The 26,456-nt window shown below is 59.3% G+C and carries 27 protein-coding genes; 8 read left to right on the top strand and 19 right to left on the bottom strand.

All coding sequences use genetic code 11. The features are described from left to right. The first annotated feature begins 63 nt into the window (after window positions 1–63). Entirely contained in the window at window positions 64–483 is a 420-nt protein-coding gene (locus ATB98_RS19260) for a MarR family winged helix-turn-helix transcriptional regulator (RefSeq protein ID WP_066876339.1), read from the top strand. Window positions 484–538: 55 nt separating this feature from the next. Continuing rightward, window positions 539–2,197, top strand: coding sequence for an FAD-dependent oxidoreductase (locus ATB98_RS19255; RefSeq protein ID WP_066876337.1), 1,659 nt, complete (start codon window positions 539–541; stop codon window positions 2,195–2,197). A gap of 324 nt (window positions 2,198–2,521) precedes the next feature. Here ATB98_RS19255 and ATB98_RS19250 read toward each other — a convergent pair whose 3' ends face one another. The 3 genes from ATB98_RS19250 to ATB98_RS19240 all read right to left on the bottom strand — a co-directional run bounded on the left by ATB98_RS19250 (window position 2,522) and on the right by ATB98_RS19240 (window position 5,342). Next, window positions 2,522–2,953 (bottom strand): TIR domain-containing protein, encoded by a 432-nt coding sequence (locus ATB98_RS19250; RefSeq protein WP_066876335.1) that lies wholly within the window; start codon window positions 2,951–2,953, stop codon window positions 2,522–2,524. 6 nt (window positions 2,954–2,959) lie between these two features. After that, complete coding sequence (locus tag ATB98_RS19245) at window positions 2,960–4,291, bottom strand: TRAFs-binding domain-containing protein (protein WP_066876333.1); 1,332 nt, start codon at window positions 4,289–4,291, stop codon at window positions 2,960–2,962. A 97-nt stretch (window positions 4,292–4,388) separates the two neighbouring features. Further along, on the bottom strand, window positions 4,389–5,342 hold the full coding sequence (locus tag ATB98_RS19240; RefSeq protein ID WP_066876331.1) for a TIR domain-containing protein: 954 nt from the start codon (window positions 5,340–5,342) through the stop codon (window positions 4,389–4,391). A 92-nt stretch (window positions 5,343–5,434) separates the two neighbouring features. Between ATB98_RS19240 and ATB98_RS19235 the strand changes: the two genes are divergently transcribed. From ATB98_RS19235 to ATB98_RS19210, 6 genes are all read left to right on the top strand, one after another. After that, entirely contained in the window at window positions 5,435–6,574 is a 1,140-nt protein-coding gene (locus tag ATB98_RS19235; protein WP_066876329.1) for a carbohydrate kinase family protein, read from the top strand. Window positions 6,575–6,648: 74 nt separating this feature from the next. Continuing rightward, window positions 6,649–8,049 (top strand): toll/interleukin-1 receptor domain-containing protein, encoded by a 1,401-nt coding sequence (locus ATB98_RS19230; RefSeq protein WP_066876327.1) that lies wholly within the window; start codon window positions 6,649–6,651, stop codon window positions 8,047–8,049. Further along, a complete protein-coding gene (locus ATB98_RS30560) occupies window positions 8,046–8,744 on the top strand; it encodes an 8-oxoguanine DNA glycosylase (RefSeq protein ID WP_066876325.1) in 699 nt (232 codons plus the stop codon). The genes ATB98_RS19230 and ATB98_RS30560 overlap by 4 nt, the downstream gene beginning before the upstream one ends. Then, window positions 8,741–9,328 carry a 7-cyano-7-deazaguanine synthase gene (locus ATB98_RS19220; RefSeq protein WP_066876323.1) on the top strand — a complete coding sequence of 196 codons (588 nt, stop codon included), beginning with the start codon at window positions 8,741–8,743 and terminating at the stop codon, window positions 9,326–9,328. Before ATB98_RS30560 ends, ATB98_RS19220 begins: the two co-directional genes overlap by 4 nt. Before the next feature lies 1 nt (window position 9,329). Further along, window positions 9,330–9,797: a TIR domain-containing protein gene (locus ATB98_RS19215; protein ID WP_018236231.1), complete on the top strand. Its 468-nt coding sequence runs from the start codon at window positions 9,330–9,332 to the stop codon at window positions 9,795–9,797. A 53-nt stretch (window positions 9,798–9,850) separates the two neighbouring features. Beyond that, window positions 9,851–10,714, top strand: coding sequence for a DUF4231 domain-containing protein (locus ATB98_RS19210; protein WP_066876321.1), 864 nt, complete (start codon window positions 9,851–9,853; stop codon window positions 10,712–10,714). A 41-nt stretch (window positions 10,715–10,755) separates the two neighbouring features. Here the strand turns inward: ATB98_RS19210 and ATB98_RS19205 are convergent, their stop codons facing one another. The 16 genes from ATB98_RS19205 to ATB98_RS19130 form a co-directional block, all read right to left on the bottom strand. Next, window positions 10,756–11,001 carry a DUF2274 domain-containing protein gene (locus ATB98_RS19205; RefSeq protein WP_066876318.1) on the bottom strand — a complete coding sequence of 82 codons (246 nt, stop codon included), beginning with the start codon at window positions 10,999–11,001 and terminating at the stop codon, window positions 10,756–10,758. Further along, window positions 10,998–12,197 (bottom strand): TrbI/VirB10 family protein, encoded by a 1,200-nt coding sequence (locus ATB98_RS19200; RefSeq protein ID WP_066876316.1) that lies wholly within the window; start codon window positions 12,195–12,197, stop codon window positions 10,998–11,000. The genes ATB98_RS19205 and ATB98_RS19200 overlap by 4 nt, the downstream gene beginning before the upstream one ends. Further along, window positions 12,194–13,225: a P-type conjugative transfer protein TrbG gene (trbG, locus tag ATB98_RS19195; RefSeq protein ID WP_174551910.1), complete on the bottom strand. Its 1,032-nt coding sequence runs from the start codon at window positions 13,223–13,225 to the stop codon at window positions 12,194–12,196. Before trbG ends, ATB98_RS19200 begins: the two co-directional genes overlap by 4 nt. A 20-nt stretch (window positions 13,226–13,245) precedes the next feature. Next, complete coding sequence (gene trbF / locus ATB98_RS19190; protein WP_066876311.1) at window positions 13,246–13,935, bottom strand: conjugal transfer protein TrbF; 690 nt, start codon at window positions 13,933–13,935, stop codon at window positions 13,246–13,248. Then, the gene (gene trbL, locus ATB98_RS19185; RefSeq protein WP_066876310.1) at window positions 13,932–15,284 is read right to left on the bottom strand and encodes a P-type conjugative transfer protein TrbL; all 1,353 of its coding nucleotides are present in this window, start codon (window positions 15,282–15,284) and stop codon (window positions 13,932–13,934) included. The genes trbF and trbL overlap by 4 nt, the downstream gene beginning before the upstream one ends. Beyond that, window positions 15,281–15,595, bottom strand: coding sequence for a putative entry exclusion protein TrbK-alt (gene trbK-alt, locus ATB98_RS19180; protein ID WP_066876308.1), 315 nt, complete (start codon window positions 15,593–15,595; stop codon window positions 15,281–15,283). The genes trbL and trbK-alt overlap by 4 nt, the downstream gene beginning before the upstream one ends. 14 nt (window positions 15,596–15,609) lie before the next feature. After that, complete coding sequence (gene trbJ, locus ATB98_RS19175; protein WP_066876306.1) at window positions 15,610–16,380, bottom strand: P-type conjugative transfer protein TrbJ; 771 nt, start codon at window positions 16,378–16,380, stop codon at window positions 15,610–15,612. Further along, window positions 16,377–18,920, bottom strand: a complete 2,544-nt coding sequence (gene trbE / locus ATB98_RS19170; protein ID WP_066876305.1) for a conjugal transfer protein TrbE — start codon at window positions 18,918–18,920, stop codon at window positions 16,377–16,379. The genes trbJ and trbE overlap by 4 nt, the downstream gene beginning before the upstream one ends. Before the next feature lie 9 nt (window positions 18,921–18,929). Further along, a complete protein-coding gene (locus ATB98_RS19165; RefSeq protein ID WP_066876303.1) occupies window positions 18,930–19,211 on the bottom strand; it encodes a VirB3 family type IV secretion system protein in 282 nt (93 codons plus the stop codon). Then, window positions 19,211–19,555: a TrbC/VirB2 family protein gene (locus ATB98_RS19160; protein WP_066876301.1), complete on the bottom strand. Its 345-nt coding sequence runs from the start codon at window positions 19,553–19,555 to the stop codon at window positions 19,211–19,213. The genes ATB98_RS19165 and ATB98_RS19160 overlap by 1 nt, the downstream gene beginning before the upstream one ends. Further along, entirely contained in the window at window positions 19,552–20,559 is a 1,008-nt protein-coding gene (gene trbB / locus ATB98_RS19155; RefSeq protein ID WP_066876299.1) for a P-type conjugative transfer ATPase TrbB, read from the bottom strand. The genes ATB98_RS19160 and trbB overlap by 4 nt, the downstream gene beginning before the upstream one ends. Before the next feature lie 189 nt (window positions 20,560–20,748). Beyond that, window positions 20,749–21,630 carry a LysR family transcriptional regulator gene (locus tag ATB98_RS19150; RefSeq protein ID WP_066876297.1) on the bottom strand — a complete coding sequence of 294 codons (882 nt, stop codon included), beginning with the start codon at window positions 21,628–21,630 and terminating at the stop codon, window positions 20,749–20,751. 257 nt (window positions 21,631–21,887) lie between these two features. After that, the gene (locus ATB98_RS19145; RefSeq protein WP_066876399.1) at window positions 21,888–23,126 is read right to left on the bottom strand and encodes a DUF3422 domain-containing protein; all 1,239 of its coding nucleotides are present in this window, start codon (window positions 23,124–23,126) and stop codon (window positions 21,888–21,890) included. Window positions 23,127–23,427: 301 nt separating this feature from the next. Next, a complete protein-coding gene (locus ATB98_RS19140) occupies window positions 23,428–24,084 on the bottom strand; it encodes a C39 family peptidase (protein ID WP_066876295.1) in 657 nt (218 codons plus the stop codon). Between the two features lie 125 nt (window positions 24,085–24,209). Continuing rightward, a complete protein-coding gene (locus ATB98_RS19135) occupies window positions 24,210–25,217 on the bottom strand; it encodes a dipeptidase (protein WP_084435594.1) in 1,008 nt (335 codons plus the stop codon). 33 nt (window positions 25,218–25,250) lie between these two features. Further along, window positions 25,251–26,453, bottom strand: coding sequence for a D-amino acid dehydrogenase (locus tag ATB98_RS19130; protein ID WP_084435592.1), 1,203 nt, complete (start codon window positions 26,451–26,453; stop codon window positions 25,251–25,253). Between the last annotated feature and the right edge of the window lie 3 nt (window positions 26,454–26,456).

Here is a 26,456-nt window from a genome sequence, read left to right as displayed (position 1 = left end):
CACTTGAGGTGGTACAAAATGATTTTTCGAAATGTGTGGCGCAGGAACAACATTGGCCGCCGGATGAACGAAGCGGTTCGGATATTCGAGAGCAAAATCATCGAAAATCTAAAGGCCAAGGGACATGACGAACTCACTGCAGCCCATATCAACCTGACCCGAAATCTGGATGAAGACGGTACCAGGTTGACGGAACTTGCTCGCCGGGCCTCTCTGACGAAGCAGTCGATGAGTGAGTTGGTAGATCAGGTGGAGCGGACGGGGCTCATCGAAAAGCGCCGTGATCCCGATGACGGTCGAGCCAAGCTCGTGTGCTTCACAGACAAGGGTCTCGTCTGGCTGGAGGCATTTCATCAAAGTCTTGAGGTGGCAGAACGTGAGATGCGTGAACAGCTAGGCCCAGCATTGGTCGACTTAATCGTAGAGGCCTTGGGGAAGTATGTAGAGGGGCAAACACCGAAAGGCCCTGATCAATCCGATTGACATTGGTCCGGTTTCCTTACTAATTTTACTCCCAACGACTTTGGGAGGTTCTTTCGTGACACATGAAGCATTTGACGTGGTGATCGCCGGCGGTGGTCCCTTCGGATTGGTACTGGCGATTGAGCTCGGACGCCGTGGCGTTTCTGCAATCCTTTTTGACGAAAAGGCCTCGACAGCCTTCAACCCGCAGGCCAACGCCACTCAAGCGAGAACCATGGAGCATTTTCGGCGGCTCGGTATTGCCGACGAGATCCGAGCTCTCGGCATGCCGGAGGATTTTCCAACAGATATAGCTTATTTCACGCGGTACGCTCACCACGAATTAGCGCGGTTTCGACTTCCCTCTGCCAAAGAAGCACGCGAGAAGATCTCGACGATGACCGGACCATGGAACGCTGCCGAATTGCCCCACCGCGTCTCGCAGAAATTCGTAGAGCGTGTTCTGCGTGAGCATGCAGAATCCCTGCCAACTGTGTCTGTGAACTATGGCTGGCGAATTACCCGGTTTGAAGACGCTGGCCACTCGGTCACCGTGGCTGCGACGCAAATCGGAACCGAAAACACCCGGTTTGTAACCGCAAAGTATCTCATTGGAGGAGATGGAGCCAAGAGTTTCGTAAGGCGCACTCTTGGTATCCGATATCAAGGCGATGGTGGTGCCGTCAGAGATTTCTTCGGCGGGAAAATGTTTGCGCTCTATCTTCGGTGCCCCCAGTTCTACGAGGTGGTGCCATTTGCACCTGCATGGATGAACGTGGCCTTCAACTCCGAACGTCGAGCCTTCATGGCCGCGGTTGATGGTAAGGGGGAGTTCGCCTTCCACACTCAGTTGAAGGACGGGGAACGCGAAGAAGATATTTCCGACGTACAGGCACTGGAAATCTTCCGATCGGTGGTCGGATATCCCGTTGAGGCCGAGATTCTCTCCCGCGGCAGTTGGACGGCGGGCTTCGCCCTTGTCGCGGAGAAGTTCCAAGCAGGGCGAGTTTTCCTCGGCGGCGACGCGGTGCATCTTTTCACGCCCGCAGGAGGGCTCGGATACAATACTGCCGTTGATGACGCAGTTAATCTTGGGTGGAAACTCGCATCGGTGATCAAAGGAGTTGCGTCACCATCTCTTCTCAGTTCCTATGAGCTGGAGCGGCGTCCAGTTGCGATTAGGAATACAGGCTTCGCCAAAGCGTTCGCGGAGTCTATCGGAAACTATTTGCCGGAGGCTAATCTTGAGGCGGATTCAGAGCTGGGAGCGAGTGTGCGTCGCGAAGCTGGTGCCTACCTGGAAGCGCACGGGAGATCCGAATTCAACATACCCGGCGTAACCTTCGGCGCGCGCTATGACCATTCGCCAATTATCTTGAGTGAACAGACTGACACCGAACCGGATCTTCCGGAAGTCTATGTGCCCAATGCCGCGCCTGGTGGAAGGGCACCCCACGTCTGGCTGGATACCCACACATCGCTCTTCGACCGCTTTGGCTTTGAATGGACGCTTTTAAGGCTTCGTCCGTGGTTGTCGACAGGTGATGAGCTGATCAAGGCTGCTAGGGAGGCCGGAATGGACCTGGCCGTGGTGGACATAATGGAGGATCAACTTTTTGAGCTCTATCGCGAGCCAGTTGTGCTCATTCGCCCTGACCAGATCGTCGCTTGGCGTGGAGACGATGGTTGCGATGCCTCCAGGGTTATCAAGACAGTCCTGGGCCATCTCATGTAAAGCATTGGAAAAGGGCGACATTCGAACTCTTGCGGATGACGACGTATATGATCCGTCGACAGACGGTCGGGGCACGCCAGGAGCCCGACAGATACCCGCAACACCCGGGCTCCAGTTCTGCCGGCCGAAATGACTGTGTCGCGATAGCCGAGCTGGGGCGCGGTCCTCTCGGCCGGAACGCTGACATCGAAGTTGCACGACGTGGTGAGAGCATCGGGGTGCCGCAGCGCCAATATTAGGTCGCCGTTGAGGTCGGAGATGCCACATATGTTGAGAGCGGAATAGCAGCGGCCTGATCACTGGCCCACACACCGCCAAATAGAGCTAGCGGCAAACCTCATAGACGGCAGTCGCGAGGCTATTGCTATTCCAGTTCACCATCTTCGTCGCCTGCTGTTCGAGTTCGACCGGTGTTCTCTGCTGATTTCGCCGTCTAATGCCGATGATCGGCTTAGGTCGGCTAAACGCTCTTAACGCAAGATCGATCTCCGTCTGAATCCAAAAGCGGTCATAAACGTACATTCCGGCCGGCACGATGACGCAGCTCGCCTGTCGAATCTGCTCCTTTAGTCGATCCTTCAGTACGGCTATTCGCACGGTTTCGTTCGGAGCAATGATCGGTTCATTCCGCGGAACACTGTAGTCGCGGTATGAAAACCACGACAAGTTCTGAGTTGCTATGTCAAGCAGACGAACTACACCTTCATAACGCTCGCTGTAGCTCCAAGCATGGCTGATAAAAACGTCGTATGTCATCGATTTTCAAGACTCTAGGAGTTGTTCAATGATTTCTTTGATCCATATGCGGTCCTTGGAGTCGCCTGGAAGTGCATCCATGACAAATCCGAGGTTTTTGGCCGTGGTCTTCGGCTCCCAAACTTCCCGAACGTGGGGAAGCAATTCCGCAAGTTGGGCATTACTTGCGTGCTGGTCTTTTCCTAGGACCGCGAGTTCCAGCAACGTTGCATGATCCCAGTAATCGGCAGCGCCGTTGGCTATCTTTCTCTTGACGGCGTATTCGACGACTGCGCGAAGCTGGGTGATGCGCACGTCCGCCGGGTCTGCCACATGCATCAGCGTGAGCGCATTTATCCCAGGATAGGCGTCCCTCCAATCAGCCTCGAAGCCTTTGCGGTATGCCTCGATGGCTTTCTTTAGGTAACCTTTCGCCTTGGCTTCCTTGTTTTCCGCTTTTGCAGCATCCCATCTGTCTTTGTAGACGCGGCCGAGCAACCCATAGGTCTCGCTGCTTGGACCTCGTTGATCGATGAGCTCCAGGAGCACTGACTCGGCGAGGTCGCCATCACCATTCCGATTGAGCGCAAATGCATATTGCTCTCTGAGCAAAATCGTGGCGCGTAGCGCAACGTCGATCCTGTCAAACATGCGGATCATGTCGGGCCACGCTTCCACACTGCGGTACGACAGGAACAGATCGACGATAACACCAGCCTCCTCGTCGTCTAACTCGCCGAGCGAAAGTTCGACTTCATAAATTGCATCTCGTCCGAGTTTTCGAGCCTTGCGGAGCTTCGCCTTCAATTCTTCCGCATAGGCAACTTGCTCCCTGAAGACATCCGTCTTCTCATGGGCCAACTTAATTTCCGGATACTCGTCGATGAGCTGGAACAAGGGGCTGTCCTTGTCCACGTTTTTTCGCGCCGCCTTTAGTTTGGTGACAAGCCCTTTGATTGCCTCTTTCTTTTTGGTCGGGCCGCCCTTTACGCCGATCGAATACGGCATTGCCCGCAAAGGCGCGACGTCAAATGGCAATCGCCCCTGCCCCTCCGCAAATAGAAGGACCGTGGTCCGCGGCTTTGCGGCATGCCGAACGCCTAACTCGTAAAATACGTTCGCATTTGCCGTGGTGAGGTCCGCGATCGCATACTCGCAAAGTACCAGACGCTCGAACATCGGCTTGTGGATGATACCCCCTGCCTGCTCTTCATCGGCACGGATTGGCTCTAAGCCTGCCTCTTCCACGGCGGGCTTTATGAAATCAGTGTAGACTGCGTCGAAGTTAATCGGCTTATCGCCTCCAGCGGATTTAATTCCGAAAGGCATCAAAACGAAGCATAGCGGCTTGCGAGCCATAGCGAATCCCCCAGCACTGCGATCAACCATAGGTTATAGGCTTGGAAACGCAATCAAACCTGATCAGCCAGAGCTGGTTATCCAGTCTGCAATTCACCTAAATTCCCGCATACAAATCGAAGCGCAGCCCTGCTGCGCTGAACTCTTTCGCTAAACCGATCTTCCAGGATCCCGCCGCGTCGTAGTCAACCGTTAGAACACCGCCAAAGTCGCTTGGTGTCTCAAGCTCGCCGGATTTTACGACTGCGACGCGAGATGGGCCCAGCTTGGCCAGAAAGTAACCAAGCTCGAATACGACGTTCTGACGTGGACGGTAGGACTGTTCCCCACCTTTCACGCCACCAACGTCATCGGGCGTGAGCAGCACGACTGCGAACTCAACACCTTCGGCCAGCTCGGAGAGCTTCGAGATGACCGTTCGACCTTTATTGGCATGTTCGTTGAGAATGACCTCTTCAAGACCAATTTTGTTGATCCAGCGAGCCACGCCGTTCAAGACCGCCTCGTCGTGACCGTGAACAATAAATACCTTGTTCCGTTTCTCGTTTGGTTTCTGTATATCCTCGGCGATAGTGAGTAGTTCTTCCTCAACCTTCGGCGAATTTACCGGGGTGTATAGCCCCTCCTCTTTCAGTAAGCCGATCAGATCTACATTTTTAACCGCCCAGTGGCTACGATAACTCTCGCCATTGCTCATGGCGATGTTCAGCCTCTCGGAGATTCGATGGATCTCCTTGGCAGGGATCGGTGCAACTGTCTGATCGATCTCGAATTCAACGCGGACTTCCTTTGGGCCGGCGTGAACAGTGGTGACTCGACCAATCCTGGAGGGTTTTGGTAGGTCGCCTTCGTCGGCAGGGAGTCGCTTCGCGAACTCGTAGGTAAACAGGGCAGGAATTCCGACAACCCTGCCAATTGAGTCGCCTTGAAGTGGCAGGAATTGTTCTTTGACGTCGGGAGATGTGTACTCGAAAACGCGGTCCCATCCGAGGCTCGTCTCCGACGTCTCGTTCCAATATCCCTCAACGCTCGTCATAAACAAATGAAACATGGTACATCCTGGGTGTTTTGCCTCGGTCGACTGATAGCGGTAGATCGAATAGAAAGTGTAAAAGCCGCAGCCAATCAAAGGTCGTGTTCGAAATGCTAATTGCCGGTGGGCTATATCGGGAAGTCTGCGAAACGCCATATTGGAACGAAGAAGTGGGCTCTGGCGTGAGGGCGGCGGCAGCGCTCAGTCAGCTTTGTCCCTCTCTCGAACTATACACCTACAGATCAACAGCGACCGGCCACGCGATCGACTATTTGACGGGGATGGGGGTGATTGTGCACTGTTTACCGCGTTCACATGACATAGCGTTTGCCTACTTTCATCCATTGTCCACACCATACATCGAGCCAACAATCTTGCCTGTGCGGAGCACCTCGATCGTCGTAAAGGGTCAGAACGTGCTGCGATTCGGCTTCCGCGAAGGATCTGCTGTCGTAGATGCTGAACGGGCCGTTTACGATCCACAAACGGCTCGAAACATCGAACACTTCTCATCAAATGGTTCTCGGGCGAAGGAGCTGGCGCTGGTCCTGAACGAGGCCGAGTTGCGCGCCTACACCGGTGTTGATGATCTAGCAGCAGGCGCAACTTTGCTGCTGGAGAACAACGAGGCGGATGTTGTGATATTGAAGCGTGGTGTCCGTGGGGGCCTAGCGGTAAGCAAGAATAGCCCCACCACCACCATTCCTGCTTACCAGTCTCGTCGGACCTTCAAGATCGGGACGGGAGATATATTCAGTGCGGTGTTCGCCTTTTACTGGGCCGAGTTACGGTGCTCGCCGGTCGAGGCCGCACACTTGGCTTCCAAAGCGGTTTCTTTCTACTGCGACTTTCGGCAGGTTCCTCTGCCACTGAATTTCGCGCACGACAGAGTTCCAATACTGGGCCTTTCTCCTTCGCGCGTGATTCTGAAAGGCTCCACCGCGACGCTTGGGCGAAGGTACTCACTCGAAGAGGCTCGACATTGTGTTGAGGCGTTGGGCATTCGCGCAGTTGCGCCAGACATTGATACATCGACACACGCGGAAGACGTCGGACGGGAGGCGTCGCTTTTGATCCTGGCCGACGGCCTCTCAGAGGCTGAAATCGGAAGCGTCCTCGACGAATACGCCGAGTGCGCAAGTCGGATTGTGCTGGACGAGGAGAGACGTGCATCGCTGTCCAATTTGACCGGTGTAACAGATGACTTCACAACGGCAATTTATTCTGTGTGCTGGGGTCGCACTTCATAGAGTATTAGCAGTTTCAAGTTGAGCTTCAGCGGCAAATCTATACCTTGCAGGGAGTCGGGGGAGAGAGTCGCGAAATGGCGGATGTCTATGTCATCCATTCCAGTGAAGATAATGACAAGACAAGTGTCATCGTCGAACTTCTTGAAGAGCATTGGGACGTCTGGTGGGATGACCAACTCGTTGGCAACTTTGCCTTTGAGATCGAAAAAGAGCTTCCGCAGTCCAAGTGTGCAGTTGTGGTTTGGTCGTCCGATGCCTGCAAGAGTGCCCTAGTTCGCGACGAAGTCCGCATTGCCGATGAACTTGGCATTCCTATCATTCCGGTGCGCCTTGATGGTTCAAGCTTACCGTATCCCTACGGCGGCTTGAGCACGGTCAACTTCACAGCTTGGGACGGGGCGAACACTCACGCAGCCTTCCGGCAGTTGGTTCGAAAGATTGCCACAAAGGTGGCTCGGCGCGTTCCACCAGTGAGGCCGCAAACCGCTCCTTCGCTCCGGTTGTCTCTACCGACTGTTTTTCTTTCAGTCTCTTCACACGAAACGCAACTCGTGCCCCTGGAAGCTGTCAAGGCACTGAGGGTGTTTGGGGCACCGACGATACTGATTTCCGCTTATGACCTGCTGCCTGGGCGACGGCCGAAAGGCATCATCGCGGAACTGCGGCAAATTCGCCGGAATGGGGGATTCGTTCTGGTGGACTCGGGAAACTACGAGGCGACCCGCCGCGAAGACAGCAGCTGGACCCCCGATCTGTTTGTGGAAGCGATGAAAGGCATCCCGCACGATTGGGCATATTGTTTCGATGTCATGAAACCATCTCTCAAGCCTGATGTTGCGGTCCGGGAAATCGTGGCTGCGCTCGAGCGCGACAGAGCAGCGTCAAAACATGTATTGCCAATTGTTCACGCGCCCAGAAAAAGGTTGAGCGGCTATGACGTCCAGAGCCTCCCTTACGTCGTCAAAGAGGTCGCGAGCCAGACTTCCGCGCCGCTCGTAGCCGTGGCGGAACGGGAACTGGGCTCCGGCATAATTGAACGAGCCAAAACTGTCCAACGCATCCGACAGGAACTCGACAAGCTACCTTCCTATCTGCCACTTCATATACTTGGCACCGGTAACCCCTGGAGTATCGCGATTTTGACCGCGGCCGGCGCTGACAGCTTCGATGGCCTGGAATGGTGCAGGATGGTCATCGACCGCGATACCCACCGCTTGAACCATTACCAACATTTCGATTTTTTTGCCTTTCAAGCAAGCCTTGCCGACTCGCCAGTCACCGTTTCCGCATTGAGCGATGATAAGGTCGCCTATGCAGGACGGGTGGCTTTTCATAACCTGGACTATTATCGAGAGTTCGCGGCTGATCTCGCTCAGGCAGCGCATGAGAGGCGCATGGAAGCATTTTTGGTGGGAATGATGGGTCGGGCAAGCACGAAGCAAATCAGGGAAGCAGTTCCGGGGCTTTTCGCATGAGAGAGGCAGGGCAAGATCTGGAGCGCGCCGTCGTGGCGATCTATCCTGAGATCGAGGGGCGAGCATACGCTACAGCTGGAGATCTTTGCGAAAGGTCGCTTTGGCGCGAGCTATCGTGCTGCGTTCTGAGCAGCCAGGTTCCATACGCTGTCGCGGTGGCTGCTGCAGAGGCTATTGATCGTCAGGGACTTCTTCACCTGAGCTTCGATGGCGATTTGACCCATGAACTTACGACAGTTCTCAAAACCCCGTTGGCGGTCGGAGGGTCGCTGAGAAATTATCGATTCCCCGCATCCAGGGCTCGCCAACTTTCATCGACGAAACGGGCCGTCTGTGCTGCCTCCGGATCCTTACGAAACCTCCTTGACGGCGACACCGATCCAGTCGCCCTTCGGTCTTGGTTGGTCAATAATGCGCCGGGCCTCGGCCCCAAGCAGGCCAGTATGTTCCTTCGCAACAGTGGGGTCACCTACAGTTTAGCTGTTCTGGATCGGCATGTGCTGGATTTTATGAAGGAGATGGGGCTCTACAGCGGACCTGCAAACCACATTTCGGGCCTGTCCGCATATGGAAGGTACGAAAGCGATTTGCGCTCCTATGCCGAGCGCCTTGGAGCAGCGGTAGGATTGTTGGACTGGGCCATATGGATCGTGATGCGAGTCTTCAAGGGCGCCCGAAAGGAGATTGCAGCATGAGCGTCGTTGCATTGGTTTCGGGCGGCTTGGACTCAACCTTGATTGCATACTTGGCGATTGAAGAAGGCGTCAAAATACATCCGATTTTCGTGAATTATGGCCAGCGAGCATTGGATCGCGAACTGGCCGCTTGCGAAGGTGCGATGCGGAAGTTGGGCCTGGAACTCACAGTCGCGGATCTCTCGGGTTATGGCGTGCTCATTCGATCCGGGTTGACCGATCCGAGCCTCCGTGTCCTGGAAGACGCATTCACGCCTGGCCGCAACATGTTGTTTCTTCTAGTCGCTGCCGCTCATGCATATCAGGTGGGAGCCGATGCAATATCTATTGGCCTTCTGCACGAGGAAACGAGTCTTTTCCCCGACCAAACTTCGGCGTTCCTTCAGGAAGCCGAAGCCCTCATCAGCCGGATCATGGGTCGCTCAATAAAGGTCTTGGCTCCGCTGGCAGACTTCCACAAGGATGAGGTGATCGCTCTGGCTAAGCAGAAGGGCGTCGAATCAACCTATTCGTGCCACTTGGGGCAAGAGACGCCCTGCGGCCACTGCATTGCCTGCAACGAATTCAACGTCGAGGAGGTCTGATATGGGTGGAGGCAGCAGTGGCAGCTGGAGCAGACTCGGCGATATCCGATCCCTGGAGGAGAAAGCAAAAGCCGCCCTGCAGGGCGGCAAACGGAACGTCTTTATCAGCTTTGCCACCGAGGATATGAACGAGGTAAACCTGCTCCGCGCGCACGCGAAGAATGAAAACAGCGATATCGAATTCAACGATCACTCAGTGCGCGAGCCGTACGACAGCGATCGGGCGTCTTACATCAAGCAGAAGATCGCAGAACGCATCGCCCGCTCTTCAATCACGGTGGTTTATCTCTCGGAGAGCACTGCACTCAGCCAGTGGGTTCATTGGGAAGTGCAAAAGAGTATTGAATTGAACAAGAAAGTTGTTGCGGTGTATCCCAAGGGCAAGCTACCCGCCCAGCCACCAAAATGGATCTCGGACTACAATATCAAGGCCGTTCCGTGGGGCAAATTGTCCGACGAGTTGAAATGATACGAACCTGTGCGGTTCAGAGCTAGCGTCGCATCTGTAGGTAGATAACTTCTGTGACAGACCAAGATTTTCCCGCCCTGTTTCGTTCATCGGATAACTTATCGAAGCGATCGCAGAAGATTTTTCTCGCCACCTTAGGCGTTCATTTGATCGCCCTTGTTGCAGCCGCCGTGTTGTCGGTCGTGGGAACGTCAACCTTTTCGCTGGCATTAGCGCAGCTCATGATCCTGCTGATCGCTTTGGGCTGCTCGATCTATTTATCAGCGGCTCGGCCCGACAGATATTGGTACGGGGGGCGCGCGCTCGCAGAATCGGTCAAAACCATAACGTGGCGCTATGTCTCGAAGGCGGAACCCTTCCACGAATCCGATGCTCTCGCGGACGCGGAGTTCCGTAATGCGCTGAAGTCGATTTTTGAACAGAATAAGGACGCGAGCAGTCGCCTCACCGATCATCTTAATGATGTGCAGATCACCGACGGGATGCGGCAGATGCGGTCCAAGCCCTTGAGCGCAAGACGCTCGACTTACGCAAAATTGCGAATTGAGGATCAACTCTCCTGGTATACGAAAAAGGCCGCATTCAACAGAAACCGAGCAAGCCAGCTTTTCTTGCTTTTGATAGCAACCAACTCGTTGGCGGTGCTTTTCGGCGTCTTGCGGTTCAATTATCTAACCAGCCCCTTCTGGCCCACTGACGTCATTGTCGCGACTGCGGCGAGTTTGCTTGGTTGGATGCAGGCACGCCGCTTCTCGGAATTGGCTGCCTCATACACGCTTGCCGCTCATGAAATCAGCTTGATTAGGGAAAGGGCGCACTTGCCTGATACCAACGAAAAATTCTCGATTTTTGTGGGCGATTCCGAGAATGCGTTTTCGCGCGAACACACTCAGTGGGCGGCACGCAAGGATCAGTAAGCGGTGTGCATGTCGGCGCCTAAGGCCCATGCTGCAGTCCTTCATGTCCGGCGACGCTCATCCGGTAGAGGCGCTCGCCTCGCCTTCACAAATCCCCTATCCGTCTCCATGAACCTAATCAGCATCGGCACGATCAGCTTCGCTGCATCGGGTGGTGATGGCTCACCACTGTCGCGCGCAAGAATCGCCGCATAGGCCTGCAAGTCCCGAAACACCGCCGCCGGCAGCTCGACGGTGACCTTCACTGGCTTGTCGTCCGGAATGGCGGAAATCTTGAGCTTGGTCATGTCGGCTCCTTCGTGGCACCATAGGCCTGCATGACAAGATCCCTGTTGACGATCACGCGAACCGGGAAACCTGGGCGGATGGTGAGCGTCGGCTGGATGTTCAGCTGCCGGCTGACGATCTGTTGGCCAACATTCGAGGCCGTTCCTTGCGCGCTCTCCCGTATCGCCTGGGCGATCTCGCTCTCCTCGTCGTCGCTGCCGATCTGCGTGCCGACGCCGAGCAGCGTCGAAAGTGCAGCCGCCTTGAACAGCTGGCCCCAGTGGTAGTCGACCTCGTCCTCAAGCCCGGAGAAGCCTTGCGGATCGGTGCCCTGCAGGCGCTCGAGCACGATAGAGGTGCCGTCCGGCATGACGACGCGGTTCCAGACGAGCAGCACGCGCGACTGCCCGAAGGCGACCTGGCTGTCATACTGGCCAATGAGCCGCGCGCCCTGCGGGATGAGGAGATGCGCGCCGGTCGGGCTGTCATAGACGTTTTCCGTCACTTGCGCGGTGATCGAGCCGGGCAGATCGGACTTGATGCCAGTGATGAGGGCGGCGGCGATCACGGACCCAGCTTGCAGGACATAGGGCGAGGCCTTCTCCTCGACGCGATCCGGACTGACGGTACGCCGGTCGGCCTCGGCATTTACGAAGGCGAGCTTGCGGTCCTGCATGTTCTGCGCCGCGCCGGCATCGAAGGGCGGGACAGTATCGGGCTGTGTCAACGCGGCATTCGGATCGGCCGTGCTCGTTCGCGTGGTGATCGGCTGGTTGGTGTCGTTGCGCTCGCCGCGGCTGTCGGTAAAGAGCTTGGCGACGCGTGCCGCCTCGATTTCGGCGAGACGGCGCTGCTCTTCGGGATCGGCGCGCGGCGTCTGAATCGAAGGCACGACGACCGGCTTGCCCTCCTCCTGCGCTTTCAGGATCGGCTTGCCGAGGTCGCCAGGAAGCGCCGGCCCGAGTTTCGGGATGCCGGTGTAATCCTTCGGTAGGTTGGCGAGACCGTCGGCGGGCGTGCGGTTTTCGGTGTTGTAGAGTTCGGACGGTGCCTCGCCCTGTCGCCTGTTGGTGTCGAGCGCGAAGAACAGAGCCGCGGCGATGGCGAGCCCCGAGACGCCACCGAGACCGATCAGCACCTTGCGTGACAGCCGGGTGACGCGTGGCGGCTCCGGCCTCAGCCGGAACTCCGCCTTGAGATCGGAGGGACCCGTCATCGGTTTCTCTCCGACGAGAACAGTGCCGTGCGGTTTCCGAGGCGGCGGCCGTCGGTTCGGACGATGCGCACGCGGCGCTGGCTGTCCTTGTCTCCCAACCGGAGTTCTGCCGCCGCGAACAACCGGTCGACGACATAGTAGTTCTGCCGGGCGCGATAGTTCACGAGTTCGGAATTGCCGGATGGCCCGATGACGAAGAGCGGCGGCATTTCGCCCTGGGCGATGCCGGAGGGGAATTCGATATAGACCTTGGCACCATCGTCGAAGGCGCGCAGCGGCCGCCAGGGGGCACTGTCGCCCTCGATCCGGTAGCGGAAATTGAGGCTCTGGAGATCGACGCCGCTCGCCACAGCCTGGGTTTCGGCCGCGCGGGTGTTCTGGCGCCGAAGCGCGATCAGCTGGTCGGCCGGGTACTGCCAGGAGACCGAGGCCATATAGGTCTTTTCGGTCGAGCGCAGTTCGAGATGATAGGTGCGCAGATTGGTGTTGATCACGAGATTGGTCTGGAGATCGGATCGCGTTGGCTTCACCAGGATGTGCACCTGCTTTCCAGTGCCCGTTCCGCTCTCGGTGTCGCCGATGATCCAGCGCACCGTGTCGCCGGCGGCGACGGGACCGGCGCCGACCAGCTGCTCGCCCGGCTGCAGCGCGATGTCGGTCACCTGCCCCGGCGCGGCATAGACCTGATAGAGCGCGCCGATGGCGAAGGGATAGACCTGTACGGCATTGATGAAGCCGTCACGGACTGGCTGCATGCGCGCCGCCTCATTGGCGGCGGCAATCCGCGCCTTCGGATCAGGATTGTCCTGCTTCTTCTTGCCTTCCTCGAGCGGCTTCAATTGGCCGGGCAGCGGCAGCGGTTTCGGCAGTTCGACGACCTTCACCGGCCCGACCGGATCGGCGAGCTTCACGGCGGGTGCCGCATCGTCATAGTCAATCTCCGGCGGAATGTACTTCTTTGCGCAGCCGGCGAGCGCCGTCGCTGCCAGCAGCGCCGTTACCAGCACGGCGCCGCTGATCCTGTTCATCGATGTTCCTGTTGCCCCCTTCATTGCGAAAGCTCCTTCGACCAGTTGATGGCGTTGACAAAGACCCCGAGCGGATTGGCGCGCAGCTTGTCGGGCGTGCGCGGCTGTTCGATCACGACGGTGAGGATGGCGGTCCAGCGCTCGGTGGATGAAAGTTGCCCGTTTTCGTAGCGGCGCTCGCTCCAGGCGACGCGAAAACTCTCGGGCGAGGCGCGGATGACGGATGACACGTCGACGGCGACCTGTATCTTGCCGACCTTGGTGAACGGATCGTTGGCACGGGCATAGTCGTTGAGCGCCACGGCGCCACGATCGGTGGTGAACTCATAGGCGCGAAGCCAGTTCTGACGGACGATCACCGCGTCGGCCGGGATCGCGCGGACGTTTTCGATGAAGCGGCCGAGATGCCAGGCGATCTGCGGATCGGTCGGCCGGTAGTCGGCGGCGGCCGGCGCAATCGCCTGGGCCTCGCCGAGTTTGTCGATCTGCACCACCCAGGGCACCACGGTGCCTTGCGTCGATTGCCAGATCAGCGCGGCGGCAAAGCCACCAGCAAGAATGAGCGAGCCGAAGGCCATCAGCCGCCAGTTCCGAGCCTGCACGCGGGCGGAGCCGATCCGTTCATCCCAAGCCTGGGCGGCCTTCTGGTAAGGGGTTTCCGGTTCTGGCGTTCGGGCATAGCGCACGGAGGCGCGTTTGAAGGGATTCATCTGCGGTCATCCTGATTGAGGGAAACAGACATCGAGCCACCGCCGTGATCGCCGGAGCGGACGGAATGGGCGGCGGTGCTGACGCCGTGCTGGAAAGCCTGCTTGCGCTGCATGCGCTCTGCCCAGGGCGGCGGCGAAGAGGATTGGGCATCTCCACCCGCGGACTCACCGGCAGTTCCTGACGGAGCAACACCGACATCATTGCCGCCGCCCGTCGCCTTCCAGCCAGCCGCCTGCCCTGCACCGTAGCTGGCGCGCAGCGTCTCGTTGGACCGACCGGCGGCTTCCTTTGCCTTGCTCATGACAAAGCCGGCGCCGGCCTTGGCCATGCCGGCGATACCCGCCGCGGCGCGCCCGGCGCTGCCCGCATCGGTCGACGCACTTGCAAGCCCATAGGCGGTGCTGGCGCCGCCGGCGGCCGCCGCCCCTCCCCGCATCGCGCCACCGATCGTGCTGGCCGCAGCACCCACACCGGCTCGCGCTCCGACATAGCCGGCAGCGCCGAGACCAGCGGCCGCAAGACCCGTTCCGACGGCGGCACCTGCTCCAAGCTGCGGCGCTCCGGAGACGAGGCCCGTCGCAATACCGGGACCGAAGATCGAGAGGCCCATCAGCGCAAGCGCGCCGAGCACGAGCGACAGCGCTTCCGAGATGGTCGGCTGCTCGGAAAAGCCGGCGGTGAACTCGCTGAACAGTCCCGAGCCAATGCCGACGATGACGGCGAGCACCAGGATCTTCACGCCGGAGGCGACGATGTTGCCGAGCACCTTTTCGGCGAGAAAGGCGGTCTTGTTGAAGAAGGCGAAGGGGATCAGCACAAAGCCGGCGAGCGTCGTCAGCTTGAACTCGATCAGGGTGATGAAGATCTGGATCGCCAGGATGAAGAAGGCGACGAGCACGATCGCCCAGGCGGTCATCAGCACGAAGATCTGCACGAAGTTCTCGAAGAAGCTGACATAGCCCATCAGGTCGCCGGCGGCCTCAAGGATCGGATTGCCGGCGTCGATGCCGACCTGGGCAACGCGGCCGGGCTGCAGCAGTTCGGTGCTGGAGAGCGAGGATCCGGCAGCCTTCAGACCGAGGCCGGAGAAGCTTTCGAAGATGATCCGGGCAAGGCTGTTGAAGTTGCCGACGATGTAGGCGAAGAAGCCGATATAGAGCGTCTTCTTGACGAGGCGCTGGATGACATCCTCATCCGCGCCCCAGGCCCAGAAGAGACCGGCCAGCACGATATCGATCGTTATCAGCGTCGAGGACAGGAACGCGACCTCGCTGCCGAGCAGGCCGAAGCCGGAATCGATGTAGGAGGTGAAGGTCTCCAGGAAGCGATCGATGATGCCGGAGTTCATGGCTTCACCGACTGATCGGCGCCGGCGCCTGGTGCTGCCGGCTGGCCGGACTGCGAGGGTTTCAGGAAGCGTCGGCGGCTTTCCAGCCAGACCTTCAGGCAGGCCTTGTCCTTCAGCGCCTCGGCACTAAGGTCCCGGCAGCGGATCAGCTCCCTGCGCGCCTCATTCTCGGGCACGCCGCCCGGATCGAGGGACCGGAAGACGGGGGTCTCTTCCGGTCCCTGTCGCTGGCTCATTGCCATGAGCGTCGCGGTCAGTCCTGCTCCAATGGCAATGACAGCGGTCATCCGGGCGGCGATCTTGAGGTCCATCGGTCCCTTGCTCCTCAATCGTGGAACATGCGGACGCTGGACGGGCTATAGGCCGTACCGGTCATGAAGCGGCTGAACTGCTCGCGCGCCTGTGCCTCAGCTGCGGCCTCGCGCGCTTTCTCGAGCGCTTCGGCCCGCCCCTGGGCGGCGAGCATGGCGGTCAGATCCGACATCTGCTTTGCCTGTACCGCGAGCAGTTGGTTGCCGGCCTGGGCGGCCTGCAGCACGCCGACAGCCGACTGGCTGGCGGTCACAAGCGTCGAGGTCTGCGCCTGGGTGCTGGCGATGCCGCTCACGGCAACGGCGCCGGTCTTCAGCGAATCCTCGAAGGCCGAGACCGACTGCTGCCAGCGCTCGCGCGCCGCAGTCACCAGCTCACCGTTGCTCTTGCCGGCGGCGAAGGTCTCGTAGGTCGCGCTGAACTGCTGGTCGATGTTCTGGACATCGTAGGCAAGCTGCTCGGCCTGATCGAGCAAGCTCTGCATCTCGGAGAAGTTGCTCTCGATCTGAGAGAGCAGCGATGTCGGCAGGCTGGTGAGATTGCGGGCCTGGTTGATCAGCATCTGCGCTTCGTTCTGAAGCGAGGTGATCTGGTTGTTGATCTGCTCGAGCGCCCGGGCGGCGGAGAGCAGGTTTTCCGTATAGTTCTTCGGATCGAAGACGATCAGCGCATGGGCCGGCTGCGGCGCGAGTGTGACGGCGGCAATCGGCAACAGCGCGGTGGCGCCAAGTGCGAGAGCGAACGCGCTGCCGGCAGGGCGGGAGCGGGAAACGGAATGGCTCATGGGAGGACCTCCTCTTTGGGTGATGTGGGATGAAGGGCATGGCTGCCGGCCCCGGTGGGCGGCTCGGCAATGTTGGTGAGAACGGGAGTGAGATCGGCGGCCCAGCGAAGGCCGCGGGCCGAAAGCCAGGCTTCGAGAAAGCGGGGGCGCTCGCCCTCTTCGACGAGAGCGTTCATCGCCGCATGAGCGGCCTTGTCCGAGGAAGCGCAGAGCGCGAGCGCCACCTCGCCTAAGCTCAGTTCGAACAGTCGATTGCCGCGCCGGGACTGGCAGTAATAATCGCGCTTCGGCGTGGCGCGCGCGACGATCTCGATCTGCCGATCGTTGAGACCGAACTGCCGGTAAACGTCGGTGATCTGCGGCTCGACAGCACGCTCGTTGGCGAGGAAGATCCGGGTCGGGCAGCTTTCAATCAGTACCGGCGCGATCGGCGAGGCCTCGATGTCGGCAAGCGATTGCGAGGAGAAGACGACGCTGACATTCTTCTTGCGCAGCGTCTTCAGCCATTCCTTGATCTTCTGGGCAAAGCCGCCGTCGTCCAGCGCTCGCCAGCCCTCGTCGATGATGAGCAGCGATGGTCGGCCGTCAAAGCGAGCCTCGATCCGGTGGAAGAGATAGGCAAGCACGGCGGGCGCCGCCCCGGTGCCGATCAAGCCCTCGGTCTCGAAGGCCTGGACGGAGGCGTCTCCCAGCCATTCCATCTCCGCATCGAGCAGACGGCCGTGAGCGCCGCCGATGCAGTAGGGCCGCAGCGCCTGCTTGAGCGCCGTTGACTGCAGAAGCACTGTCAGGCCGGTGATGGTGCGCTCCGCCACCGGCGCCGAGGCAAGCGATGTCAGAGCCGTCCAGAGATGCTCCTTGACCTCGGGCGTGATTTCGACGCCTTCGCGGGTGAGGATGTCCACCAGCCAGTCGGCGGCCCAGGCGCGCTCCGGCGTGTCATGGATCCCGGCCAGCGGCTGCAGCGCCACCATATTGAGGAATGAGGTTGCATCCGAGATGGCACCGCCGAGATCCTGCCAGTCGCCGCCCATGGCAAGCGTAGCCGCACGGATCGACCCGCCGAAATCGAAGGCGAAGACCTGGGAGCGATCGTAGCGCCGGAACTGCAGCGCCATCAGCGCCAAAAGCACCGACTTGCCGGCGCCAGTCGGGCCGACCACCATGGTGTGGCCGACGTCGCCGACATGCAGCGAAAAGCGGAAAGGTGTCGAACCTTCGGTCCGGGCATAGAAGAGCGGCGGTGCATCGAGATGCTCGTCGCGATCCGGTCCGGCCCAGACCGCCGAGATCGGGATCATGTGGGCGAGGTTCAGCGTCGAGATCGGCGGCTGGCGGACATTGGCATAGACATGGCCGGGAAGGCTGCCGAGCCAGGCCTCGATCGCATTGACGCTCTCCGCGATGCAGGTGAAGTCATGGGATTGGATGATCTTCTCGACCAGCCGCAGCTTCTCTTCGGCGATCCGCGGATCGGCATCCCAGACGGTGACGGTGGCGGTGACATAGGCTTCGCCGATCTGGTCGGAGCCCAGGTCCTGCAAAGCGGCATCGGCCTCGTTCGCCTTGTTGGCGGCATCGGAATCGACCAGCACCGATTGCTCGTTGGTCAGCACCTCTTTCAGGATGGCGGCGATCGACTTGCGCTTGGCGAACCAATGCCGCCGGATCTTGGTGACGAGGCGCGTCGCGTCGGTCTTGTCGAGCATGATCGCCCGGGTCGACCAGCGATAGGAGAAGGCAAGCCGGTTGAGATCGTCGAGGATGCCGGGAAAGGTGACGGTCGGAAAGCCGATCACCGTCAGCGTGCGCAGATGCACGTCGCCGAGCCGCGGCTCCAGCCCACCGGCCAGCGGCTCAACGGCGAGAAGCGCATCGAGATGCATCGGGGTTTCCGGGACGCGGACGCGCTGGCGCGTCACCGAGGTGGTCGAATGCAGATAAGTGAGCGTCTCCGCATCATTGAGCCATTCGGCTTCTGGAACGAAGCCTTCGAAGAGGTGCAGCACCCGGTCGGTGCGATCGACGAAACCCTTGAGAAGCTCGTGAGGGTTGACGCCAGACTGCTCGCGGCCCTCATAGAGCCAGCGCTCCATGCGGGAGGCCTCTTCCGCCGGCGGCAGCCAGACGAAAGTCAGGAAATAGCTGCTCTCGAACAGGAGGCCGTTCGGCCGGCGATCGCTCCCCTGAAGCGATCCCTGCTCGGCCTCACCTTCGAACTGTTCACGCCGTTCGACATCGACCAGTGCCGATGCCGCATCTCCAAACAGGCTGTCGGGATAATCGTTGGCAGGATTGCGCTGGGCTTCCACGAAGGCGGCCCAGCCCGAACCGAGGCGTCGCAGCGCATTGTTGAGCCGCGCGGTGACGGCAACCAGCTCGGCCGGGGTGGCGCTGTCGAGATCCGGCCCGCGGAACCGCGCGGTGCGCTGGAACGAGCCGTCCTTGTTGAGGATGACACCGCGGGCGATCAGCGCCGCCCAGGGCAGGAAATCGGCAAGAGAGGCATTCTTCTTCCGGTATTCGGCGAGGTTCAACATGGCCAGACCTCACACGCCGATATGCGCGGGATAGCGCAGGTGCCGGCGGCCGACATCGACGAATTGCGCGTCACGGCGAGCTGCCCAGACGGCTGCGAAATGGCCGATCGCCCAGATGGCAAGACCTGCGAGCCAAAGGCGAAGGCCCAGGCCAACGGCACCGGCTAGCGTGCCGTTGACGATCGCAACGCTGCGCGGCGCACCGCCAAGCAGGATCTGTTCGGTCAGTGCCCGGCGGACAGGCGCATAGAAGCCGCGGATCTCGATCTGTTCGGAGTCAAATGCCGTCATCAGACCAGCGCCCCGCCGCCAAAGGAGAAGAAGGACAGGAAGAAGCTCGAGGCGGCAAAGGCGATCGACAGGCCGAAGACGATCTGGATCAGCCGGCGGAAGCCACCGGACGTGTCGCCGAAGGCAAGTGCCAGGCCTGTGGCGATGATGATGATCACGGCGACGATCTTCGCCACCGGCCCCTCGATGCTTTCGAGGATCTTTTCGAGCGGCTCTTCCCACGGCATGGAGGAGCCCGAAGCATGTGCCGGCAATGCCGTCAGGACGAACACGGAAACGAACGCCGTCGTCCGCGTGAGCTGGCGACGGGAGCGGTGAAATAGGGATGTAATGGACAAGGTCATTCCTCTTCTCCTTTCGGGAGCGGTTGTCGGTAAGTCGGGAGGTGAGCATTGAGGGTGCGGTAATCGCCGGTGGCGGGATCGAGCCCGTCGACGAGTGCGATTTCGGCGAGCCGGCGGGCCGTACCGCGGCCGGAGAGCACGGCGATGATGTCAATGGTGTCGGCGATCAGTGCCCGCGGCACGGTGATCACGGCCTCCTGCACGAGCTGCTCCAGCCGCCGGAGCGCGCCGATCGCGGTGTTGGCGTGGATGGTGCCGATGCCGCCCGGGTGGCCTGTGCCCCAGGCCTTGAGGAGATCGAGTGCTTCGGCGCCACGCACCTCACCGATCGGAATCCGGTCCGGCCTGAGGCGCAATGACGACTTGACGAGGTCGGAAAGCGAGGCGACGCCGTCCTTGGTGCGCAGTGCCACGAGGTTCGGCGAGGCGCATTGCAGCTCACGCGTATCCTCGATCAGCACGACGCGATCGGAAGACTTCGCGACTTCCGCGAGAAGCGCATTGGTGAGCGTCGTCTTGCCTGTCGAGGTGCCGCCGGCAACGAGGATGTTCTTGCGCCGCTCGACCGCGAGCCGCAGCACATCGGCCTGGGTCTCGGTCATGATGCCGGCGTCGACATAGTCGGCGAGCGTGAAGACGGCGACCGCCGGTTTGCGGATCGCGAAGGTGGCGGCAGCGACGACGGGCGGCAGCAGGCCTTCGAACCGCTCACCGGTCTCCGGCAGCTCCGCGGAGACACGCGGGCTCCCGGGATGAACCTCGGCGCCGACATGGTGGGCGACGAGGCGAACGATGCGCTCGCCGTCGGCCGCCAGCAGCGTTTCACCGGTGTCGGCGAGCCCGTCCCTCAGCCGGTCGATCCAGAGTCGGCCGTCCGGGTTGAGCATGACCTCGACCACCGCTGGGTCTTCAAGATGGCGTGCAATGGCCGGTCCCAAGGCCGTGCGCAGCATGCGCGCGCCACGCGAGATCGCTTCCTGGTTCTGATGGTGATGTCCCGGCATGTGGTCCCCGCTTCCGGCGATCGGCTGAGGAGCGGATCGCGACGGGGACAATCAAGAAAGGCAGAAATATGCGGGCAGCAACAAGATAATCATGGGTTTCGTAGCCAGGCGTAGACGCGCGAAAAAATACTTGCTCGTCTCGTTCCTGGCCCCCCATCAAAGGCAGCGGCCGGGGCTGCGGAGAATCAATCAGCGCGGAAAAGTGTCGAAGAAGTTCTTGAGGACGGGGTTGGCATTGTCTGGGCGCCAGCAGGCGATGTAGCCGAGCCGGATGCCGCCACTGCCATCGTGCACCGGCCGTAGGGTGACGCCCCTCTCAGGGACAATGTGGGGACCTTCGCACTGCAGGCTGATCCCCTGCCCGCTCGCGACCTCGGCCAGAATGCTTTCGCGGCTCAGCTGGCGCATGATGATTTCAGGGTGATCGGAAGGTGCTGCAAGATGGCGAACAATGACATTGCGGATGTCGGGGCCCGGATCATCATGGCTCACCAGGAACCGTTCGCCCTTTAGTTCCGGCCAGTAAACAGGTGTCTTCTCGGCGAGGGCATGGTCCTCCGGCAGAGCGACCATCAATTGCGAGGACCATAGAGGCAGCGAGTCGAGAAGCTCGGTTCTTCCGGTATCCGCGACCACGATCGCCAGATCGATCGTGCCGGACATGACGCCCGCTTTGAGCTCGGCGTAGGAGGCCTCCAGCAGTTCCACCTCGACGCCCGGAAAGTTGGTCCGGAAGGTCTTAAGAGCAGCGCGGAAGCAACCCGATGACATGGACTTGTAGAAGCCGATGACGAGGCGTCCGGTCTTGCCGGCCCCGCTCGCCTTGGCGCGCTCGGAGAGACGCTGGGCCGCGTCGAGGATGCGCCGGGCCCCGACGACGAACTCTTCACCGGTGGGCGTCAGCCGCGCGCCCGAGGTCGCGCGGTCGAAGAGGAAGACACCAAGCTCGTCCTCAAGCTCACGGATGCGCTTGCTGATGATCGGCTGGCCAACGTTCAATTCGTTGCCGGCGGCGCTGAAGCTGCCGTTCCGAGCCGCGGCCACGACATATCGGAGATGGCGGAGGTCCATGTCGTACTCCTGACCCGTTGGTTTGGGTGCTAGTCACTTTCGTAGGGTTGGTTGCGCTCTTGCCATTCGCACGGACGATCATTGTCAAACACCATCTGGCCTCGGCTTAGCCAGGGGGCCGCTGCCGAACTCTTGCATGCGGCCGCCACCGCTTTGATGCCGATGGACCCGTAGTTTTGCAGGATTTTGTCACGCTCTTTGGAGTATGGGGCATTCGGTGGCATGGGCGTTCCTTTTCTCATCATTGGAATGTCGGCCTATTCGTGGGTGGCGAGTGCGTGCTTCACGCGAAGCACCGTGGCCGTCACCGCGACGAATACGAGCGGGATCGACCCGAGCATCAGCAGCGGACTGACTTCCCATCCGGCGTGCTGGCATGCCTCGGAAAGCGTTTTGATGAGGCCGATGAGGTAATAGCTGATGGCAATGATCGAGAACCCCTCGACCGCGCGCTGGATCTTCACCTGGGTCGCCGCCCGTTCCGCCACCGACTTGATCTGGAAAGCGTTCTGGAACTCGATCTCGACCTGAATGCGGGTTTGGAGCAGATTCAGGAGATGCGTGGTGGCAGCTGACAATTGCTTGAGTCGATGGGACGCAGCCTCGCAAGTACGAACCGCCGGTTTGAAGCGCCGTGTGATGAAGATGCCAAACCGTTGGAAGCCTGGCACATGCGTCTCGCGCAGCTCGCTGATGCGTTCCTCGACGATTTTCGCATAGGCTGCGGTCGCGCCAAAGCGGCTGCGGGTTTCCGCCGAAGCCGTGATAATGGCGGAAGAGAATTCCGAGATTTCGTTGAGAAGGCTTTTATGCTGGTCCGCCGGCGTCGATTGATTGCGGTCTGCCAGGTCCCCGAGGCGGGCCTCGAACTCGGCAAGGCGCGGCGCGAGACGCCGCGCGAGTGGCAGGCCGAGCAGGGCCATTGAACGGTAGGTCTCTATCTCGTAGATCCTGCGGACCATTCGGCCGAGGCGATAGGCGTTCAAGTCCCTGTTGAAGAGCAGAATATGGCTCCAGCCATTTGAACGGACACGAAAGTCCGAACATACTTGGCCGGCCCCTGCCCCGATAATTGAAGCGGCGGTGTCACCAAAGCCGAATTTGGACAGGACATCCCCCAGTTGTTCCGGGGCAGGCCCCGTCACCAGAATACTAACCTGACCGATAACGGATGCCGACGGTAGTTCCAGCATTTCGAAAATGCCGGAAATGGTTAGCGTCGACTTCGGCCATTCTTCCGGCTCGTGGTCGAGCATCGTCACGCGTGTGACCGTTACGAACTCCGTGTGATATTCGACGCGCGTCTTGATACGCTCGGTCTCATGTTTGCCGAAGGATATCGAGCCACCTGTTTGTCTCGCGGGCGGCTGAGACGGCATCAGAGCAACATGCTCGACCAGTGCTGGTCCCGAGAAATAGATCGACGGCCGTGCATGGAGCTCGGCGGTAAAGTCCGCTGTTGTCAGTTGCTCGGTCTCACCTGTCAGCACGCGCACGCCCCCGCCTAAATCCCGATCGAAAACTTCGAGCAGCACCACCTCGACGCCGGCAACAACGGAGTTTTGAGATCGACGCGGAAGCAACCGATGCCTCGACTTGCAGCCGCCGGTACGAGAGACCCAGTCTTGCTGGCGCCACTCGCCTTGGCGGATTTGGACTGCCGAAAGGCATCGATGATGAGCCGAGTGCCGATCGCGAATTCCTCGCCGGCCGGAGTGAGCCGTGCACAAGCCGAACCGTCTTCGCGCTCACGAATTCGCTTGCGGATCAACGGATTACACAAGATCATTCTCCCGGCTATTCTTGAGACGTGTCATTGCGAGACTCTTGATTCAAACAGCACACACCAACGCCACGATTCGCGAAAAACCGATCGAATTCGCTAAGTGGCAAAACTACGTTCGCTCGGGACTCGGCGTCGTGACCTGAGGGATTGTGAAAGCGTATCGCTTCTGACGTCGCCGCAGTAACCAGCACCAAGTGCCCTCCTTTGGTCGGGGGGATACGGCTTGGCCAGCGAATTTCGCTGTGAACCGAAGCGATGAAGAACTGCCATTGTGAGAGCAGGTCAGGGATGGATTTGCTGTCGACCTTGACGAAAGTCTGCGCGGTCAAGCCAAATCGCTCTCTTACAAACGCAACGAACGGTGCATAGATCAGGCCTTTGATACTGTCCTTCGTATCATCGGCCACATACCCACCATATTCGGTGCAGCCGCGAGCAAGGGAAAGAGTTGCGTGAATTTCGCCTCGCGCTGCTAGGATCATTTTCAAGCACGCCATCCCACAAACGTTGACGGCCCAGCGTGCATACTCCTCGACGGTCTCGGCGCCGGAATTGCGCCAAAGGGGATCCAGCATTAGCGCCGAGCTCCCTTCGGCGTAGACGGGCAACGTCATTTCCGGCGTTTCCCATTGAGAGAAATAGGGTACCTCAGAAGCGTCCGGCGTCATTTTCAGCCTTCGATTAAGCGCGTCTTTCCACGGTGGGCAGGTGTTATTTCAAACAATGTCCGCAGCTCGCCCAGTAAACATTCATTGCTGGGCAATCGCCGCACGTTATTGAAGCTGTCCAACTGCTATTCGCCCCATACCGTTTTGTAGAGGCGTATCAAATTCTCCCCATAGATGTTGCGGACATCCTCTTCGGTGAAACCTCTTTGAAGGAGGCGTTCGGTTAGGGAAGGCATGCCTTTGGGTGTTTCGATGCCGGCCGGATAGTAGTGCGGCGGCTCTGGATAGGCTTCGCGAGTCCAGATCCCATCGGCTATCGCTCGCCAGTAATCCTCCATCGAGCTGGCATCGTCGCGATAGGGGAACTGGCCGGTGTAGTAGTCAATACCAATGGAGATGTGCTGCGTGCCCACGAGATCACTCATGTAAGCGATGTGATCGATGAATTGATCAAGTGTCGGCCGGCTGTCGCTGGAAACGAAACCTGGAAAACCGACAGCGCCGATAGTACCGCCGTTTCCCGCAATGGCCCTGATCAAATCATCGGAGATGTTGCGTCGCGACGGGTGAACGGATTTGGCATTCGCGTGAGAGATTATCACTGGCGCCGAAGAATGCTCGATTGCGTCCATTGTGGTTCTGACGCCGGTATGAGCGCAGTCGACGATCATGCCGACCTGGTTCATACGTTCGATCACCTGCAATCCGAAGCGGCTAAGACCGGCATCTGTTCGCTCTTCGCAACCGTCTCCGATTCGATTTTTGACGTTATACGCAAGCTGCATAATTCCGACGCCGAGCGCTTTGTATGAGTCGATCAGATCAAGGCTGTCTTCAATGGGTTCGGGACCCTGAAAGTGCATGATGATCCCGGTCTTGCCCGTTGCCTTTGCCTTGCGAATATCCGCAGCGGTGCGAATGAGCATAAGGTCGTTACGCTCTCGAATAAGCTTGTGCCACGTCCCGATCATCCGCACTGTGACTGGAGCGTTCTGCAAGGAACCGACAGTGGGCCCGATTACAGTCACTCCGCCGGCTTGATAATCGGCGATCCGTTCGGGGTCATGCAGGAGCGGGCATACCGCGTCGATGATGACGGCGTCGCTGTGGAGCTCGTTTGCAGAAATACTCATCGATGCTTCCTTTGCTGTTCGTTCTAGTGATTCTTAGTCGATGACAGCAGCCAGTCGCTGAGCGGTAGCCATGCAGAGCGTCCACCCTAGCGATCCATGTCCGCAGTTGAGGAACAAGCCGGCAACCTTGCAAGCCCCCACAATCGGCTGATTGTTTGGCGTCATGGGCCTAAGGCCCGTCCATGCGTTGAGGTCTGCATTGTAGTCGCCCGCGTCCGGGAAAATTCCTCTGGCTGTTTCTAGAAGTGTTTGGAAACGAGCCTCTCTGAAGTTGGTGCGACTGTTACCGATGTCGGCTAGGCCGGCAATCCGCAGCCTGTCGCCGATTTTGCAAAACACGACTTTGCGGGTCGTATCGGTGATGCTTGACGAAGGGGCCATGCTCGTTGCAGGAACTGTCAATGAATAGCCCTGCATTGGCCAGATGGGCAGCTTGATGCCAACCGACCTGGCTATGGCCGCGCTCCAAACACCCAAGGCAATGACCGCGCGCCCACATTCTAGCTCGCCTGCGCTGGTGACGATCGCATTGATCTTCCCGTCTCGAGTCTTCAGGGACTTGATCTCGGTATCGAACCTGAACTTTACCCCGTAATCTGATTGCAGCAGGCGGTGGAGGTTTTGGCAGAAGAGCCACGAGTCACCGGCTTCATCAATCGGCGACCACAACGCTCCGACGAAAGCGTGGCCATAGCCGGCCAATGCTGGTTCCCGTTCGATAGCCTCATTGGGCGTCAGAATTTTTTGATCGGCTCCGTATCTGTTTTTTAGTTGGCTTAGAGCCTCGGCATTCCGCAGCGCCATGTGATTTGAATAGAGGTTAAGCTTGCCAGCGCTGCGGTGATCGAAATTGAATCTGCCGGATAGATTCGAAAACGCGCGACGGCTCTCCATTGCGAGTTTGAGCACTTCGATTGTGTTTCGCTCAAAACTGGACCGGGACGAGTTGGCCAGGAATCTGAGGCTCCACCCCCAAAATTTCGGCGACATGGTCGGAGTCAACCTGAAAGCCGGATCTCTCCCAAATAGATACTTCGGCAGGTTGGCAACGAGTGAGGGCGAGGCCAATGGGTCAGAGAAGGCATAACTCAGTTGCGCGCCATTTCCAAAGCTAGCACCGCGCTCAGCTGGCGCCGATCCGGCATCGATGACGGTCACTTTGTGACCTCTACTAGCCAAGACATAGGCGGTCGTCATACCGACGACGCCCGCTCCCAAAACGAACACGTCGCTCATCGA

Origin of the sequence: Sinorhizobium saheli, assembly GCF_001651875.1 — a bacterium.
Classification (GTDB): domain Bacteria; phylum Pseudomonadota; class Alphaproteobacteria; order Rhizobiales; family Rhizobiaceae; genus Sinorhizobium; species Sinorhizobium saheli.
This window is presented reverse-complemented; position numbering and strand designations above follow the sequence as displayed.